The organism is Fodinibius salinus (assembly GCF_008124865.1).
Classification (GTDB): Bacteria; Bacteroidota; Rhodothermia; order Balneolales; family Balneolaceae; genus Fodinibius; species Fodinibius salinus.
The window spans coordinates 94,120-111,058 of record NZ_VNHY01000003.1 but is presented as its reverse complement, the minus strand read 5'-3'; the positions used below and the strand labels follow the sequence as shown (position 1 = coordinate 111,058).

Sequence of the window (16,939 nt, the reverse complement as noted above, 5' to 3'; positions counted from 1 at the left end):
ATCCTATGCGCCACCGTAAAAACAAACGTCCACAAATCTCCATTCGGGTACTCCAGTCAATTATTATTATTCTGGGGCTGATCATTTTGGGACGCCTTTTTCAGCTACAAATTCTTCAGCATGATACCTATGGCCCATTAAGTCGCAAAAACTCTCTCCGTCAAGAAGTTATTCAACCAGCACGAGGACTTATTTACGACCGGAATCAAAATTTACTAGTGGACAATGAACCGATTTATACCATCACCATAAATCCAGCGAGTTACGATTCCAAAAACACTCCTCTTTTAGCAAATTTACTGGGAATACCTAGCAAAGACGTTAAGAAACGTGTTCAAAAAGCAAAGACCTATTCTTGGTACCGTTCTTCGCGGTTATTCACTGAAATTAACTTTAGCACATTTTCAATCATCCAAGAAAATATCTGGCGACTGCCGGGCATTGGTCACCAGGTAGAAAGTAAACGACATTATCCCGTTGATAGCCTTAAAGCGTCTCACCTTTTGGGATATCTGCGCGAAGTTTCGAAAAAAGAATATTCCAGTAAGAAGAATTATCACTTGGGTGATAAAACTGGAAAAAGCGGACTTGAATTGGCTTATCAGGACCAGCTTAGAGGTACGTTAGGAACTAAATATATTCGCATTAACGCTATGGGGCAGAAGGTTGGCCCTTTCAGAGATGGTCGCATTGATGAGGCACCCCAAAAAGGAGCTGATTTAATTACTACCATCGATACGAAATTACAACTACTGGCCGAAGATCTGCTCAAAGATAAACGGGGAGCTGTTGTTGCCCTTAATCCCGATAACGGAGCCGTACTTAGCATGGCCAGTGCTCCTACTTACGATATACGTAAGCTATCCAGGCGCATTGATTCTACCTACTGGCAAACAATAAATGCCGACACTACCGATCCTCTGTTCAACAGAGCTGTGTCAAGTGAACAACCACCGGGTTCAACTTTTAAACCCCTTATGGCACTTATGGGACTTGAAATGGATATTATTAATCCAGAAACTGAAATTGAAAGTCCCGGCTATTACGTACGCGGTCGTCGATATAATGATCTTGCCGATCCCGGAACGTATAATGTAGGCAAAGCCCTGCAGGAATCAAGCAATACCTTTTTCTTTTGGCTAATGGATCAAATTGCTACTACTAAAGGGCTTAATCGTTGGCACAAACTGGCTTCATCATTTGGACTTGGGCAGCGAAATAATATTGATTTACCTAATGAAGCAACGGGCACACTCCCCGACAGCAGCTATTTCGACAAGATCATAGGTAAAAATAAATGGGGAATTGGTGATCAGCTAAACCTTGGAATAGGCCAAGGTTTTATGTCAGCTTCCCCCCTCCAGATGGCATTAGTTGCCGCAGAAATTGGTAACGGAGGGTACTGGATTCAACCGCATATCGTCCAACAAATTCAACAGAGTAATGGTCAAGTTCTTCGAACCAATCCAAAAAAGGAAAAAATTAGTTGGGTTGATAAAAATGAACTGGCCGTCGTAAAAGATGGTATGAGACGCGTAGTTACAACAGGTAGTGGCCGATATTATGCTGATCTTGACAGCATAACTGTCGCTGGCAAAACGGGTACGGCTCAAAATCCTCATGGTAAAGATCACGGGTGGTTTATCAGTTTCGCTCCCGTCGATGATCCCAAAATTGCCATTGCTGTTCTTGTAGAAAATGGGGGGTATGGATCACAATCCGCAGCACCAATTGCTTCACTTATGATTGAGCAATACCTGAATGGCGAAATCGATCGATCCTGGGTATATAATTACGTCAAAACGTTTAATCCGATTAATAAAGATGATCAAAATTCTAATGAGCAGGATTCGGTGAGTATCAATGAATAATTTACGAGAAATGAGCTGGTCAATTATTGGCCTCTGGGTAGCCCTTATAGCTGTTGGGCTAGTAGCCATTTACAGTGCCACTCAAGGTCCGGTAGCACAATACTTGCCTGATTATATTCAGGTCAATTTTTATAAGCAGCTTATCTCATTTGGCTTGGCAGCAATTTTACTTGTTGGAATGCTATTTATAAATCCCCGTACCTTTCAAGAAGGAGCCTATATTTTTTACGGCATTGGCCTGCTTTTAATGATACTCACCCTGCTTTTTGGGAAAGAGGTTAATAACTCCAGAAGCTGGTTAGCATTAGGTCCCTTTAATCTGCAAACCAGTGAGATCATGAAAATTGCAACGGTCCTTGCTGTGGCCAACTACTTGACGAGCCGACGCAATGTATCTGCGGAAAATTTAAAATCGGCACTCACTACTGTCTTGCTCATCCTGATACCAACGGTGTTAGTTATTCTGCAAAATGATACGGGGACAGCTATTATTTTTATCTCCATGATACCGGTCATTCTCTTCTGGTCCGGGTTACCGTATGGTATTTCTCTTTTTATCATCTCTCCGGCCATCATAGGGTATTTAACTATTATCGGATGGTACTGGGGACTGGCTTCAGCCATTATTCTAACGCTATTAGTCTTTATGCTTCAACGCCGTACTTGGCTTACCTTTGCTTCTTTTGTTACAGGATTAATTATCATTATTGGCGTCCAGGTTTCGCTCTCACAATTATTGCAGCCTCACCAACGGGCACGTATTGAAGCCTTCACCAATCCCTCTTTTGATCCCCAGGGAGCCGGCTGGAATGTTATACAGGCAAAAACGGCCATTGGTTCCGGAGGGCTATACGGCAAAGGATTTATGGAAGGTACCCAAACACAATTGCGCTTTTTACCGGAACAGTGGACCGACTTTATCTTTTGTGTTATCGGTGAAGAATTTGGATTTATAGGTGCTTCATTTGTAGTATTGCTGCTCATTGCCCTTTCACTTCGTTTGCTTATGGCTGCTGCAAGTCATAAACATCCCTTTGCCCAACTCGTGATTGTAGGCTTTACCACTATCCTATTCACCCATCTTATCATTAATATTGGCTCTGCAACAGCTTTAATACCGGTTATTGGAGTTCCCCTTCCCTTCATCAGTTACGGCGGTTCAGCACTAATTACAAACACAATAATGTTAGGTGTTTGTTTGAACCTCGACTTCTATAAAAGACAGTTCAGCATTTATCGATAGGTAAAAGCATACTACTGATTATCAAAAATCTTATCGGTTTTTAATGAAAAGCTTTGCCGATGATGTTTAGTCTGCCCGTACTCTTTTAATCCTTCATAGTGTTCGGCGGTAGGATACCCAACATTCGTTTGCCATCCATAGTAAGGATACTCATCGTGCAGCTTAATCATCCAATTATCCCGATAAACTTTTGCAATAATTGAAGCTGCTGCAATGCTCATTGAACGATCATCCCCCTTAACCAAACATTTGTGAGGACATAACCCAGTACTGAATTTATTACCATCCACCAATAAAAAATCAGGATTAGCATCGCTTTCTTCTGTACAGCGAGTCATAGCCTTAAGAGATGCCTGTAAAATATTCCACTGGTCAATTTCTTTAGGACTACACCATTGCAACGTCCAATAAACTGCTTTTTCTTTAATTAATTGGCTCAGCGATTTTCGTTCCTCAAGCGAAAGTTTTTTACTGTCTTTAATCTCTTTGATATTTGTGCCGGGCTCAAAAATTACGCCTCCCGCTACCACCGGACCAGCCAGACAACCTCGGCCTACTTCGTCCAGCCCCATGATTCGACAAAATCCCTCATCCCAAAGCATTCGTTCAAACCGGATGCGATCGGGATTTTTTTCATTTTTGTTTGCCAACTTATTCATTACAATGAATTAAAAGACAGTTGCAAATGTTTTTATAACTCTTGCAAACATAACCTTTTTTCTATGCTTTTCAAGTATCAACAATGGGACGAACGATTTGCCAAAAAGAATTCCAAAGCTCCTTTTGATATCCTTTGGGATACTTTCCAAGAGCTGCTTACTATTGCCAGTGGAGACGTTTCACAAGCAATAAAGTGGCTAACCGAACTTGATGAAGAATATGATATTACAGACCAGTTTGAGGAATATAGTGTCGATAACTTTATTGACGAACTGCAAGAACGCGGTTACCTCACAGAAGATGAGGAACAAAACGAACTTTCCATGACTCACAAAGCTGAGCGTAGCCTTCGCAAACGTTCGCTTGAAGAGATTTTTGATAGTCTTAAAAAAGGAACAGCCGGCACCCATCAAACCGATCATACCGGACAGGGATTAGAACGACAACCAGAGACCCGCCAATGGCAGCAAGGCGATGATATTACTAATATCGACAGTACCGGCACTATGATGAACATGTTGAAGCATAGCAGTATTGATAAAATGCAGCTTAGGGAAGACGATATCAGAATACATAATACCGACCATTACACATCTGTTGCTACAGTATTACTTATCGACCTGAGCCACTCTATGGTTCTGTATGGTGAAGATCGTATTACTCCTGCCAAAAAGGTGGCAATGGCCCTGTCAGAACTTATCCTAAACGATTATGCAAAGGATTCGCTCGACATTGTGGCCTTTGGTAACGAAGCTTGGGAAATCAGCATCGAAGAACTCCCTTATTTAAAAGTGGGTCCTTATCATACAAATACACAACAGGCACTTCAGAGAGCCCGACATATCCTGCACCAGCGAAAATATGCCAATAAACAAATTTTTATGATTACCGACGGCAAACCATCATGCATCATAGAAGATGGAGAAATTTATAAAAATAGTTTTGGCCTGGATCGTAAAATTGTCAACAAGGTCCTTGATGAAGGTGTAAAATGCCGCCGTGATGATATCGACATTACCACCTTTATGATTGCCCGCGATCAGTACCTGCAGGATTTTGTTCGTGAGCTAACGAAAGCCAACAAAGGCCGCGCCTATTTTGCCTCTCTTGATAACTTGGGAGAATATATTTTTGAGGATTACATTCGAAACCGAAAAAAAAGAGTCAAATAAAAAAAGGCAGCCAATTAGACTGCCTTTAAAAAGTAAGTAACAAATCACTCTAAATATCCAGCTGCTCCATTACTTGATCCGTAATATCATACTTTTGTTTTGCTTCCTCTGAAGCATAGAGTACAATTACGTCTGAATTACTGGTTCTGGTATTAATAACATAAGTTAATCCCATACTATCTGCGACCTTGCTAACGGCATTATCAATTTGATCTAACAACGGACTTACCAGCTCTTGCTGCTTTTGTTGTACTTGCTGTCTAATCTTTCCTTGATATTGCTGCAACTCCTGATTCAACTTGCCAAGTCGTTGTTCTTCCTTTTTCTTGGCCGTCTCGGAAATTACGGATTCCTTCTGTTGATATTCAGAAACCTTTTGCTGGAAATCTTTCTGTTTATTGGCAAACTCTTTTTTCTTTTTTTCCGTAAAATTTTTCAGCCGTTGTTCAACAGCTTTCATTTCAGGCATTTTATTTAGAATTGACTGTGGATCTACATACCCAATCTGCATTTTTTGCTGAGCCTGAGCTATAGAAATCCCCACTAGGCCAATTGTACATAAACAAAAAAACGATATCGAAAGTATTCGTTTTAACATAATTACAATATCTATAAGTTAATTCTTAGAAGATGTTTCCGTCATTTTTTGCAGCACTTCATCGGTAATATTTAGCCGTTTCTGAGCTGAATAATATACAATCTTATCGCCATTACTAGTTGACTCATTTAGCACAAAGTCCAAATTTTGTGCTTCGGCAACTTCAGCAATAGCCTTGTTCATTCTATCAAAAATAGGCTGCAAAAGTTCAGCGCGGCGTCGTTGTATCTGTTGTTGTACGCTCTGTTGAAATTGTCTCATGGAAGACTGCATCTGGCTAAGTCGCTGCTCTGCCTGCGCGACTTCCTGTTCAGACATCGCCGATTGGTTTTCCCGAAGCTGAGCAACTGAATCTTGAAATGAAGTGGTTCGCTGTTGTACCGCTTGTCGTTTTTGCTGGATAAATGAATTCAGCTTTTGCTGCACTTTTGATCTTTCAGGAAGCTGATTTAACACTTCTTGCGTATTCATATACCCAATTTTAGCCTGCCCGAATGCCGTAGCACCGACAACGAACAGTAACAAAAACGTTGAACTTAGTATCTTTCTAATCATTGATTTATTTGGCCTTTGATTTCTCATTTTATTAAAGCTTGTGATTATAATAACTATTTAGATCAATTGCTTGTATCATTTAACGTAATACCAAGCTCTTGTAGTACCTGCTCATTTAGATTCCATTCTTGAACGCGGTATAGCATACTTGAATTCTGTGCTCGGTCAAAAACAAAATCAAAATTTTGTTGTTCTGCTACTTCATTTATTGCATTAAAAATTTTACGCTGTAACGGTTCAAGGAGCTCCTTTTGCCTGGAAAAATATTCACCGTCAGCACCAAATTTCTGATCTAAAAAATTTTGGCGCTGTTGTACTTTGTTTTGAATTTCCTGCTTTTTTTGGGCTTTCTGTTCTTCAGTATATAAAATTTCTTTTGACTGAAAATTTTCTCTGAGCTGTTTAATCTCATTTTCCATTTCATCCAGCCGATCTCGCCATTCAGAACTTATTGACCGAAGTTGTTGCTGTACACCCTTATATTCCGACATTTGTGATAAAATATAGTCGGTATTCACATATCCAATCTTTTGATCTTGTGCAGTCGTTGGCTCAACAAATATGAATATCGCCAGAAAGCACAGTATCAAATGGTGTGTAATTCGCCTACCCATTAAAAAGGAGCTCCTATATTAAAGAGGAATTGCCATTCACCGGCTCGCACAGGACTACCCGGCACCTGGATACCATCCAGCCGATAACCATAACTGAGATCAACTAATCCAAGTATCGGTAAATAAATGCGCGTTCCAACCCCTACAGAACGTTTTAGTTCAAAGGGTTGAAACTTATCAAAGTTTAAATAAGCATTCCCGGCATCAAAGAACAAATATGGATACACTTGCGCTTGCTGTTGAGTAATAGCAGGATAACGAAGCTCAAATGAATATTTTGAATAAAGACGTCCACCTACTGCTTCTCCGTCTACATAAGGCGTAATGGAACCGGTATTACCACCCGGGAATCCACGGAGATCAATATTGTCATCAATAAAACTTTGGCGCTGTTGCAGCTGCGTGCCACCCAATTTAAACCGCTTAAAATTACTTCGCTGTCCTTCACCGAGGTATCCTAAATATCCATACTCAACTGTATTAGTAAGAACTAATTTACCAATTAACGCGGTATGATTCTGATAGCTAGTTGTAAATTTATAATACTGTGAAAAGTTAGGTAATGGCGGTGCAACTTCCCCGGAAATAGTTAACTTAGATCCAGCTGAGGGAGAAATTTTGTTATTTGTAGAGTTTCGCTCTAACACCTGCTTTATCGTCAAAATACTTGATGTACCCTCTGCCAAGAACTGCGCATTAGAAATATCATATAAATTATATGACAATTCCGATCGATGGGTAAAGTAATCATCCGGCCAATTGAGACGCCGTCCCAGAGACACGCTGCTGGATATTAATTCATTACGCTGGTTAGAACCCCTGTAATTAATCAAGTCATAACTCATATTTACCCCAAGTGAGAGGGGGCGTCCTGCCAACCACGGTTCTTGAAAACCAATACTATAACTTTGGTAACCTTGACCTGTAACTTGTACACCCAATGATAACTTTTGACCATCGCCTGATGGTATAGGATTCCAGCCTTCGCCACGCAGAGCACGCTGTATAGAGAAATTATTGAAATTTAGCTTAGCTGATAAAATTAGCCCAATACCCTTTCCACCGAAACCGCCAGAAAACTCAAAGCTATCAGTACTTTGCGATTCATCCAGTGTATAATTTATATCTACTTTATTACTTTCTCGATCCGGAGATAAATTAGGCTTAATAGACTTCTGTTGGAAATATCCAAGCTGTCCTAATTCACGAACACTTCGGATAACAGCTTGGCGACTATACTTATCACCTGGTACCGTTCGCAGTGTACGACGAACAATCTCGCCATGGGTTTTTGTATTTCCACTAAAAGAAACTTCTCGAATATGAGCAATTTCATCTTCAAAAATACTCATATGCAAATCTACAGAGTCTTCTCCAACCACTTCAATTTGGGGCTCGACCTGAAAAAACAAATATCCAATATCCTGGTAAAGACTCGTTACGTCCGGGCCGGACTGGTTGATCCGCAATCGTTTATCAAATTTTTTCTGATTAAAGATCTCTCCTTTTTCAAATCCTAATGTTTGTGTCAGTTTTTTATCAGTATAAACAGTATTACCCTCCCACGTAATATCACGAACTTTATACTGCGGACCTTCATCAACAGTAATATTCACATTAATTCCTCTTGCAGGAGTTGTCAAAACGAATAATCGGCGTTGCGTATAAGGAAAGGTGTAAACCGTATCAGCAGTAACCCGAAAATCCAAAAAACCTCGTTCCCCATAGAATGATTTCAGGTTTTGTTTCGCTTTTTCAAAATCTTCCTTTTTATACAACTTTTTTGAAAAGAATTTCCACCAACGATCTTCCTTTATTTCCTTCAGAGACTTCCGCAATTCACGATCAGTAAACTGCTCATTACCATCAAAAGTAATATTTTTTATTTCGAGTTTTTTTCCGGCATCAATATTAATGCGTACAGTAACCCGATTTTTAACGGTATCTGTTTTAACTTTTTCAATACTGATTTCTGTATTCCAATACCCTTCTTCTTTATAGTAACGGCGAATAGTATTCTTTGCTTGGGCTAGTGAAGATTCCGTTACCGCATATCCGCGAAGCAGGTTTAACTCTTCTCGTAAGTCCTTACGCTGTGATTTTTTTACACCTTTGATAGTATATTCTGCCAGGCGCGGCTGTTCTTTAACAATAATTTTTAAATAAATACCACCCGGTTCACGACCAGTTTCTACAATTTCAATATCAGAAAAAAGTCCCGTGCGATATAAGCTTTTAATTGCACCAGAAATAGCATCGCCGGGCACGGTAATGGTCGTTCCCTGCTGTAATCCGCTGGTACCTATTACAAACTGTTCTCGGGAGGTCGTTAAGCCTTCTACTTCAACACCCAGAATTTTGAACTGCTGGGGGCGATTATCCATCGGATTTTCAATATTTATCGATGAGGTCGAATCAGAAGTAGTTTGTTGGGCAAAACTTGAGATACTTAAAAGACAAAATAGCGTACAAACAAATAAAAATTTCTTCACGTGGGTTAATTCTTGAAACAAAATTGAGCTTATCTTATTTGTATATGTTGATTATGATGTCAACTCTTGAACGGACAGATTCATTGATTCCTTCGTATTATTTTCAGAAATTTCACCAAATCTGCGATCACGTTCTTGAAATGATTGGATGGCTTTATAAAGTTCATTGCGGCGAAAATCTGGCCAGTAAGTTTCTGTAATGTATAATTCTGAGTAAGCTAGCTGCCACAACAAAAAATTACTAAGCCTGTATTCACCGCTAGTACGAATAATAAGTTCAGGATCAGGAATACGAGCTGTTGACAAATGAGCGCTTATCGTTTCATCATCTATTTCATCAGGCTCAATATCACCTTCTTTTACTCGCTGCGAAATCTTCTTTACAGCTTCAGTAATATCCCACCTGCCAGAATAACTGAGTGCTAAACATAAATGCAGACCATCATTTTCTTTCGTACATAAAATAGCTTCACGAAGTTCACGCTGACACTTTTTCGGAAATCGGTCGACTTGGCCAATTGTTTGAAGTTTTATGTTATTTTCTTTCAAATTTTGGGCTTCTTTGCGCAGAGAGCGAGCCATCAAATGCATTAAGGCATTTACTTCAATCTTGGGACGCCCCCAATTTTCCGTTGAAAAAGCATACAGCGTCAGGTATTTCACTCCAATTTGAGCACAAGCTTCAGTAATATCACGCACAGAATTCACTCCGGCTTTGTGACCGTAAGCACGCAAATTACCGCGATTCTGAGCCCAACGGCCATTACCATCCATGATAATAGCTATATGATCGGGGATTTCTCCCTGATCAGCTAAATCCGCCTGCAATTCCTTATCGGCGGTGGCTTGTTCTTTATTTGTGAGTGATATTGGTTTCAATGCCTGTTATACCTGTTTTGATAAGCTATCAATATTAGAGTTTTATACCCGTTATATCAAACTTTTGATATTATAATTGATCAATACTTTCCGTCAGTGTTAGCATGTGTATAAGAGCAAGCGCTGTCTCTGATCCTTTGTTACCGTGATCACCAACCAATCCACATCGCTTCTGCGCCTGCTGTACATCATCCGTAGTTAAAACTCCAAAAACCACTGGCTTATTGCCCGACATATTTAATTTTAACACTCCACGATTTACTGCTTCACAAACATACTCAAAATGAGGTGTGTCTCCCCGTATTACCGATCCAAGTGTCACAATCCCATCTACTTTAGGAAGCAACCGGCGTGCAGTAAACGGAATTTCATACGCACCCGGGCAACGAGCAACAACAATTTGTTCGTCAGTAAAACCATGATCTTTTAATGTTTCACAAGCTCCTGCTAATAGTTCATCAGTAATGAATGAATTCCATTTCGCCGCTACAATACCAACAGTGAATGTATCCTCGATATGGCCTTCCAATATTTTCCGCGCCATAAGTATTTATACGTTTATCTTTTTTCTTTGATTCGTCATACGCTGCAACCGATGTACATAAGAAGTGTTAATGGTTATCACCCCAAAATACTTTTGATACTCTTTGTCTCCACCGTGGAAATCACTCCCACCGGTTTGCAGCAGATTGTGCTTTTCAGCAAATGCTTCAATGCGTTTTTGAGTCTCATAATCATGACTGGGATGCATAAACTCTATACCATCCACACCGGCATCAACAAGTTGTTCGAGATCATCCTCACTATATAAGTTTCCAGGATGCGCAATAACTATAGCACCACCAGCATCTTTAACCGCCCTAATAACATCATGATGTGAATAATATTCATTATAAATATTGCCCAGTGATTCATCACTTAAGTATCGAATAAAAGCTTCCTTAAATGACGCAACATATCCCTTATTAATGAGTACCGCAGCTATATGCGGACGCCCAATATTGCCCCCGTTAGCTTCCGCTTTTACCTCTTCAATATCCAGCTCTAACCCCTCTTTTGAAAGCTCATTGATAATCCATTTTCCGCGTTTTAACCGTGAACGATACTGCTGAGCCACTAATTTTTTTATGGATGGATGATCTGGATCAAAACAGTATGCCAGCAAGTGACACTCTCGTCCGTTAAAATCAGCGGTTATTTCACTGCCGGGTAGTAATTCAATGCCAACCTCTTTGGCTATCGACTGAGCTTTTCGATATCCCCTAACGGTATCATGATCAGTAATAGCAATTATATCCAATCCATGTTTTTGGGCATTGTGTATTACTGCTTCAGGATTCATATGTCCATCAGAAGCAGTAGTATGAATATGTAAATCAGCTTTTGCCATTATTCCACCGACAAAATTTGATTGTATTTAACAGAATCATTCAAAATTTCAACAGCTTTCGTAACTAAGGGATCATAAGGCAGAGAAGCCGCTCGCTGTCCTTCCCGCCCTTTATATCGGGCAACAAGTTCTAAATACAACTGTTTTTGAATAGCCATCCGTTGCTCATCAAACGACTGAGCCTTTTGCTGTTCTATCTGTTTTCTCAAGGCCTTGATATGCTTATCTGACTCATCAATCCCTCCATTAAGTGAGGAATCGATCTTTGCCAAGTATTCTTCTGAAGGGTGACCATACTCAAATTCCTGCCTATTCAAAAAAGATTTAAAATCATCATAAACTTGATCATTATGCATGGTTTTATCCAACGAATCATGCTCAGCGGCATACTTGTTCGCAAAGTTGAAAAACATATTCTGGCGCATCAGCGAAGTCTGTAATAGCGTAGTATTCGATGCCGAAATATTAATATCAGGTGCAATTCCATCTCCATCATATACAGTACGCCCGGCCTGAGTCATAAACTCTTTTTGCGCCGAATCAGCCTTCTCAACCGGTGTATTTTTACCTTTATGTGTGTATGTTACCGACTGAATGCTACGTCCACTGGGAATATAGTACCGTGAGCTTGTAAGTTTAAGAACTGTATTATAAGAAAGGGGGCGCACGGTCTGTACCAGTCCCTTACCAAAACTTTGCTCTCCGATAATTACTGCCCGATCCAGATCTTGCAACGCACCTGATACAATTTCTGATGCACTAGCGCTACCCCCATTTTGCAAAATAATCAATGGTAATTTATCAGCCGGTGCCTGTTGCTGGGTTTCAAACCGTTTATCGTGACGGTTGTTTCGTCCCCTTGTTTCAACAACCAATTGTCCTTTGGGAACAAAGGTATCAACAGTGCTAACTGCCTCTTCAAGTAATCCACCGGGATTATTTCGGAGATCAAGGATAACTCCTTCCAATTGCTTTTGGGATCGCAAATTTTGTAACGCGTGCCTAATTTCCTGCCCAGCCTGCCGCGCAAAACGTTTCAACAGGATGTATCCTACTTGCTTATTATCTCCTACAAAACCAGAATATGTTATATTCTTAACTTCTACACGTTCGCGCTGCAGCTTAAAACTCAGCGGGTGATCAATACCATATCGTTCAACCGTCAGTGTTACTGATGACCCCGGTTCACCGGCCATTAAGTTTTGCACCTCATCCGGATTCATTTCTCCCACAGGAACACCATCTACTTTGGTAATAATATCACCCGAACGGATTCCCTTATTATAGGCGGCATATCCCTCAATGGGAGCAACCACCACAATCTTATCTCCTCGGAACCCAACATCCAGTCCGACTCCCCCATAGCTGCCACGCGTAATAATTTCCATACGCTGTGTCTCAGCTTCATCAACCAATACCGTGTAGGGATCCAGAGATTCCAGCATAGCGTCAATACCCCTACGCATAAGCTTCTCAGGATTGACCTTGTCAACATAATGCAGCGAAACTTCGCGATATACTTCGCTGAAAATGGTGAAGTTCTTTTTTATGAGGAAATAGATATCAGGATTGCGGGCAAAACCTACCAATACAAGACTGGTAATGCCTAGAATAGCACCTGCTAATATCTTTTTCCACTTCGCCATAAGGTTCTATTCAGGCTTGATATTCAACTTTTGCCCTACATAAATTCGAGAATTGTTCAGGTTATTCAGTCGTTTAATCTGACTCACCGAAACACCAAACGAATTAGCAATTTCAATCAACGTATCATTTTGGCGCACCGTGTAATGCACATTACCTCCTGATTCAGATGCTGATGCCAAATAAACGTTAGTTACGTTTTTGCCGGACCGTTGTTCCCGTTCAATACGCTGTTTTTTGCTAAAACTCATACTATTAATCTGAGCATAATATGACAATTTGTTATCAGGCACATACACCACCAAATCTTCTCCGGGACGAATAGTATTTGAGATGCCATTCCACGAACGGATTTGCCATGCTCTTACATCATACCATTCAGCAATATGTCCTATCGTATCGCCACTTTTTACCTCGTAGGTTAACTTTGTAGAATTAGCCGGTACATTCGATTTTGACCCAGAGCTTGAACCATTAACATTATCACGCGGCTGATTTGAAGGTGTATCAACGGCAATCTTATCCTTACTGCCGGGCGCAAGAGGTACCACAATCTTTTGTCCGGGATAAATAGTGTTGGATAAATTTTCATTGGTTTCAAACAATGCCCGAACTGAAGTTCCGTATTTTCGAGCAATATATCCCAATGTTTCGCCCTGGTTAACAGTATGCATAGCTACATTTTGGCTGCGCTTATTTTTTGGGATATCATCATAATTAGCCGCAAACTGTTCTTTACTGCCCTTTGGCAGTTTCAACGGATATTTATTTCCCGGCGGGGTAGCCCAGCGGAGCAGTTCAGGATTATAGCTTTTGAGCTTACTCAAGCTAATTCCTGCTGCTTCTGCCAAAGCATCAAGCGGCATCAACGGATCAACCTGGTGAACCTGGTAATCATATGGTTCATTTTCATATTTTTTCTTAAAGCCAAAAGCAGTGGGATTCATTTCAATCATTGTAGCTGCAATAAAGCCTGGGACATATCCTTGGGTTTCTCGAGGCAGATAAGGATAGGCAGCCCAATAATCTTCCTTACCGGCTGCACGAATTGCTCTCTTTAATCCTCGTGGACTAATATTGTAATTAGCCATGGCCAAATGCCAGTCATTCCAGATGTTATACAAATCTTTTAAATGGCGGGCTGCTGCTCGCGTTGCTTTTTCGGGATCACGGCGTTCATCAATCCACCAATTCACTTCCAATCCATACATCGATCCGGTAGCATTAATAAACTGCCACATCCCTACAGCTGATGCCCAACTTCGCGCCTCAGGATTTAGTCCACTTTCTACCATCGCAAGGTGAATGAGCTCAACAGGCACCCCTTCTTCCTGGAATATCTCACGCATCATGGGAAAATATTTCTCTTTGCGTTTCAGCCAAGACTCCATCACTTCAGGCCGCTTCAGCGAATAATACATTAGATGCCGATTAACCTGTCTATTTTGCACAAGCGGCACCTCAGTTGACGGTGTTATAATATTTTTCGGTAATGAATACTCCTCTTTCACCCAATCATCGTCTCCAGAATATAGTTCTTTTTGGATGGCAAAAATTTCGCCTTCCACTTTCTTTGTAGAATCTGAAACACCGTAAAATTCTCGATACTCCGTCATCACCGACCGGTAAATCTCACTAAACCGTGGGTTAGACTGTATTTCGGGATATTCATCAAGCATATTCTGTAGAGCATTTAATGCATCAGTAATATGCTTTTCAGCACTTAGCGGATCATCTTCAACCTGTGCCTCAACGGCTTTAATATGCATTCGGTAGATATCCGAAATGCGAATCATCATATCTTTTTGGAAGTTATTCAGCTTTTGGTCGGTTGGCTGTGACTGAGATACAGATTGATCCTGATCAGGCAACATTGGATTATTATACGGCAGCACTTTGGCCGGCAACGGTTTTTTCTCCAGTATAATCTGTGATCCGTCTTTTTGAGCATATACAGAGTGCGTAGCCCATGCCATTACAAATACCAAAACCAATAGTAGCTTAAATCGCATAAATATCCTTTGGCTTAAAATTTCTTTCGTTTAATATTCAAATATAAGAATTACTTTAGCAAATTATGACAATTCTTAGCTGCTAACTTTTCAACGTTAGTAACTCCTTTTTAGCATATTTTTAGTCTCTAAAATTATGAGACCACTGCTGGACAACCGGCATATTACGACCGGAACCAAATGCTTTATCACTTACTTTTAATATTGGCACTCCCTGAAATCGCTTATACTCCATATTATCAACAAGTGAGATAATACGTTTAATAAGATCTGGGTCATACCCACGATCGGCAATTACATCTATAGAAACCTGCTCTTCAATATAGGCCTTCAGGATGGCATCCAACGTATCGTACTCCGGTAAACTATCGGTATCTGCCTGATCAGGACGCAGCTCGGCACTTGGCGGTTTCCGTAATATCTGCGGAGGAATGATATTATCATCAAAATACACATTATTTAACCATCGGGCCATCTCGTAAACTTCACTCTTATACAGATCCCCAATCATACTCAAACCGCCCGACATATCCCCATAGAGCGTACAGTAGCCAATTGCAAGCTCCGACTTGTTGCCGGTATTAAGCAGCATGTGCCTAAATTTATTAGAGTAAGCCATCAGTAATGTGCCTCGTATTCTGGGCTGGATATTTTCTTCAGCTGTACCAAATTCAGTATCCTCGAAAAAAGGATGTAACAACTGGGTAAACTCCTTATAAATATCCTTGATGACTATCTCATGACAACTAATACCCAAATTTTGAGCTAGTTCCTGAGAATCAGTGACACTACCCTCAGACGAAAATTTTGACGGCATGGTGATTCCCACCACATTCTCGGCGCCTAAGGCTTCCACCGCAATAACAGCAACCAAGGCCGAATCTATACCGCCGCTGAGTCCCACTACTACCTTATCGGTAATCTGGGTCTTTTCTAGATAGTCCCGAAGTCCCAATTGAAGCGCACCAAACATCTGTTCAATGGGTTTGGCACCTTCTGCAGGTGGTTCTGTTTGCTCAATAACATCTTCTTTCGGATTCCAATGTACATCGACAGCAGTTTCTTCAAACAACGGAGCGCGGGCAATAACATCTTCGGTGTGATCGATTACCATAGAATCACCGTCGGAAATTAGTTCAGTATTACTGCCCACCTGATTAACATAGAATACAGGCACATTAAATTCGCGTGCTCGCTGGCAAAGCATCTGCTTTCGCTTAGCCGGTTTATTTCGCGTATAAGGAGAGGCTGATAAGTTAAAAATTGCTTCTGCCCCACCATTTATCAGCTCTTTCGTGGGATTTATATCATACGTTATGTAGGGTAACTCAAAATTGTGCCAGATATCTTCACAAACTGTTATCCCTAATTGGTGCCCCTCAAACTCAACGCATTCAAAGGTATTATCTGGCTCAAAATAACGTAGCTCGTTATATACATCGTAAGTCGGCAACAGTGCTTTATGAACTTCTGCTTGCACCTTGCCATCGCGGGCTAAAATAGCACTATTAAAGCAAGAACGACCTGTTTCACTTTCATTGGGGGTAACCGTACCAAAGAGGACTGCTGTATCCCGAGAGTGATCCACAAGTTCCTCATTTGTCTGATAAATATCATCCAAAAACGCAGGACGCTCCAGCAAGTCCAGCGGTATATACCCACATACAGCCAGCTCGGGGAAGATTAATAAATCTATGGTATCATTTTCAGCATCAGCTATAGTCTGTTCAATAAGCGCGCTGTTACCCTGTAAATCACCAATTGTGGGATTTATTTGTGCTAAACGTATTTTCATAAATCAATAACAAT

General features: G+C 40.7%; 14 protein-coding genes. 3 read left to right on the top strand and 11 right to left on the bottom strand.

Annotated elements, in window-relative coordinates; genetic code table 11:
* The first annotated feature begins 5 nt into the window (after positions 1-5).
* Together mrdA and rodA are read left to right on the top strand one after the other, a co-directional pair.
* The gene (gene mrdA, locus LX73_RS09655) at positions 6-1,871 is read left to right on the top strand and encodes a penicillin-binding protein 2 (protein ID WP_148899297.1); all 1,866 of its coding nucleotides are present in this window, start codon (positions 6-8) and stop codon (positions 1,869-1,871) included.
* Entirely contained in the window at positions 1,864-3,114 is a 1,251-nt protein-coding gene (gene rodA, locus LX73_RS09650) for a rod shape-determining protein RodA (protein WP_148899296.1), read from the top strand. The genes mrdA and rodA overlap by 8 nt, the downstream gene beginning before the upstream one ends.
* An 11-nt stretch (positions 3,115-3,125) precedes the next feature.
* On the opposite strand, the gene LX73_RS09645 is transcribed toward rodA, so the two are convergent.
* Positions 3,126-3,773 carry a ribonuclease HII gene (locus LX73_RS09645; RefSeq protein WP_148899295.1) on the bottom strand — a complete coding sequence of 216 codons (648 nt, stop codon included), beginning with the start codon at positions 3,771-3,773 and terminating at the stop codon, positions 3,126-3,128.
* Positions 3,774-3,836: 63 nt separating this feature from the next.
* Here LX73_RS09645 and LX73_RS09640 point away from each other — a divergent pair, with 63 nt between their 5' ends.
* A complete protein-coding gene (locus LX73_RS09640) occupies positions 3,837-4,946 on the top strand; it encodes a vWA domain-containing protein (RefSeq protein WP_148899294.1) in 1,110 nt (369 codons plus the stop codon).
* Between the two features lie 49 nt (positions 4,947-4,995).
* On the opposite strand, the gene LX73_RS09635 is transcribed toward LX73_RS09640, so the two are convergent.
* The 10 genes from LX73_RS09635 to LX73_RS09590 all read right to left on the bottom strand — a co-directional run bounded on the left by LX73_RS09635 (position 4,996) and on the right by LX73_RS09590 (position 16,925).
* Entirely contained in the window at positions 4,996-5,544 is a 549-nt protein-coding gene (locus LX73_RS09635; RefSeq protein ID WP_148899293.1) for an OmpH/Skp family outer membrane protein, read from the bottom strand.
* Between the two features lie 18 nt (positions 5,545-5,562).
* Positions 5,563-6,099, bottom strand: a complete 537-nt coding sequence (locus LX73_RS09630) for an OmpH/Skp family outer membrane protein (RefSeq protein ID WP_170245657.1) — start codon at positions 6,097-6,099, stop codon at positions 5,563-5,565.
* A gap of 62 nt (positions 6,100-6,161) precedes the next feature.
* Positions 6,162-6,617, bottom strand: coding sequence for an OmpH/Skp family outer membrane protein (locus LX73_RS09625; protein ID WP_246138221.1), 456 nt, complete (start codon positions 6,615-6,617; stop codon positions 6,162-6,164).
* Between the two features lie 95 nt (positions 6,618-6,712).
* Positions 6,713-9,097, bottom strand: a complete 2,385-nt coding sequence (gene bamA / locus LX73_RS09620) for an outer membrane protein assembly factor BamA (protein WP_148899290.1) — start codon at positions 9,095-9,097, stop codon at positions 6,713-6,715.
* A 159-nt stretch (positions 9,098-9,256) separates the two neighbouring features.
* Positions 9,257-10,084: an undecaprenyl pyrophosphate synthase gene (locus LX73_RS09615; RefSeq protein ID WP_148899289.1), complete on the bottom strand. Its 828-nt coding sequence runs from the start codon at positions 10,082-10,084 to the stop codon at positions 9,257-9,259.
* A gap of 70 nt (positions 10,085-10,154) precedes the next feature.
* Positions 10,155-10,628: a 6,7-dimethyl-8-ribityllumazine synthase gene (gene ribH, locus LX73_RS09610; protein WP_148899288.1), complete on the bottom strand. Its 474-nt coding sequence runs from the start codon at positions 10,626-10,628 to the stop codon at positions 10,155-10,157.
* A 6-nt stretch (positions 10,629-10,634) separates the two neighbouring features.
* A complete protein-coding gene (locus LX73_RS09605; RefSeq protein ID WP_246138220.1) occupies positions 10,635-11,474 on the bottom strand; it encodes a PHP domain-containing protein in 840 nt (279 codons plus the stop codon).
* Positions 11,474-13,120, bottom strand: a complete 1,647-nt coding sequence (locus tag LX73_RS09600; protein ID WP_148899286.1) for a S41 family peptidase — start codon at positions 13,118-13,120, stop codon at positions 11,474-11,476. The genes LX73_RS09605 and LX73_RS09600 overlap by 1 nt, the downstream gene beginning before the upstream one ends.
* 6 nt (positions 13,121-13,126) lie before the next feature.
* Positions 13,127-15,130: a LysM peptidoglycan-binding domain-containing protein gene (locus LX73_RS09595; RefSeq protein WP_148899285.1), complete on the bottom strand. Its 2,004-nt coding sequence runs from the start codon at positions 15,128-15,130 to the stop codon at positions 13,127-13,129.
* Positions 15,131-15,251: 121 nt separating this feature from the next.
* Positions 15,252-16,925 carry an NAD+ synthase gene (locus LX73_RS09590; RefSeq protein ID WP_148899284.1) on the bottom strand — a complete coding sequence of 558 codons (1,674 nt, stop codon included), beginning with the start codon at positions 16,923-16,925 and terminating at the stop codon, positions 15,252-15,254.
* Positions 16,926-16,939: the final 14 nt, after the last annotated feature.

Bases quoted from the DNA above. Each gene is read 5' to 3' on its own strand.
- rodA (WP_148899296.1), top strand. From the start codon at position 1,864: ATGAATAATTTACGAGAAATGAGCTGGTCAATTATTGGCCTCTGGGTA.
- LX73_RS09590 (WP_148899284.1), bottom strand. From the start codon at position 16,925: ATGAAAATACGTTTAGCACAAATAAATCCCACAATTGGTGATTTACAG.
- LX73_RS09600 (WP_148899286.1), bottom strand. From the start codon at position 13,120: ATGGCGAAGTGGAAAAAGATATTAGCAGGTGCTATTCTAGGCATTACC.
- bamA (WP_148899290.1), bottom strand. From the start codon at position 9,097: ATGGATAATCGCCCCCAGCAGTTCAAAATTCTGGGTGTTGAAGTAGAA.
- LX73_RS09640 (WP_148899294.1), top strand. From the start codon at position 3,837: ATGCTTTTCAAGTATCAACAATGGGACGAACGATTTGCCAAAAAGAAT.
- LX73_RS09630 (WP_170245657.1), bottom strand. From the start codon at position 6,099: ATGATTAGAAAGATACTAAGTTCAACGTTTTTGTTACTGTTCGTTGTC.
- LX73_RS09645 (WP_148899295.1), bottom strand. From the start codon at position 3,773: ATGAATAAGTTGGCAAACAAAAATGAAAAAAATCCCGATCGCATCCGG.
- mrdA (WP_148899297.1), top strand. From the start codon at position 6: ATGCGCCACCGTAAAAACAAACGTCCACAAATCTCCATTCGGGTACTC.
- LX73_RS09635 (WP_148899293.1), bottom strand. From the start codon at position 5,544: ATGTTAAAACGAATACTTTCGATATCGTTTTTTTGTTTATGTACAATT.
- LX73_RS09595 (WP_148899285.1), bottom strand. From the start codon at position 15,130: ATGCGATTTAAGCTACTATTGGTTTTGGTATTTGTAATGGCATGGGCT.
- ribH (WP_148899288.1), bottom strand. From the start codon at position 10,628: ATGGCGCGGAAAATATTGGAAGGCCATATCGAGGATACATTCACTGTT.
- LX73_RS09605 (WP_246138220.1), bottom strand. From the start codon at position 11,474: ATGGCAAAAGCTGATTTACATATTCATACTACTGCTTCTGATGGACAT.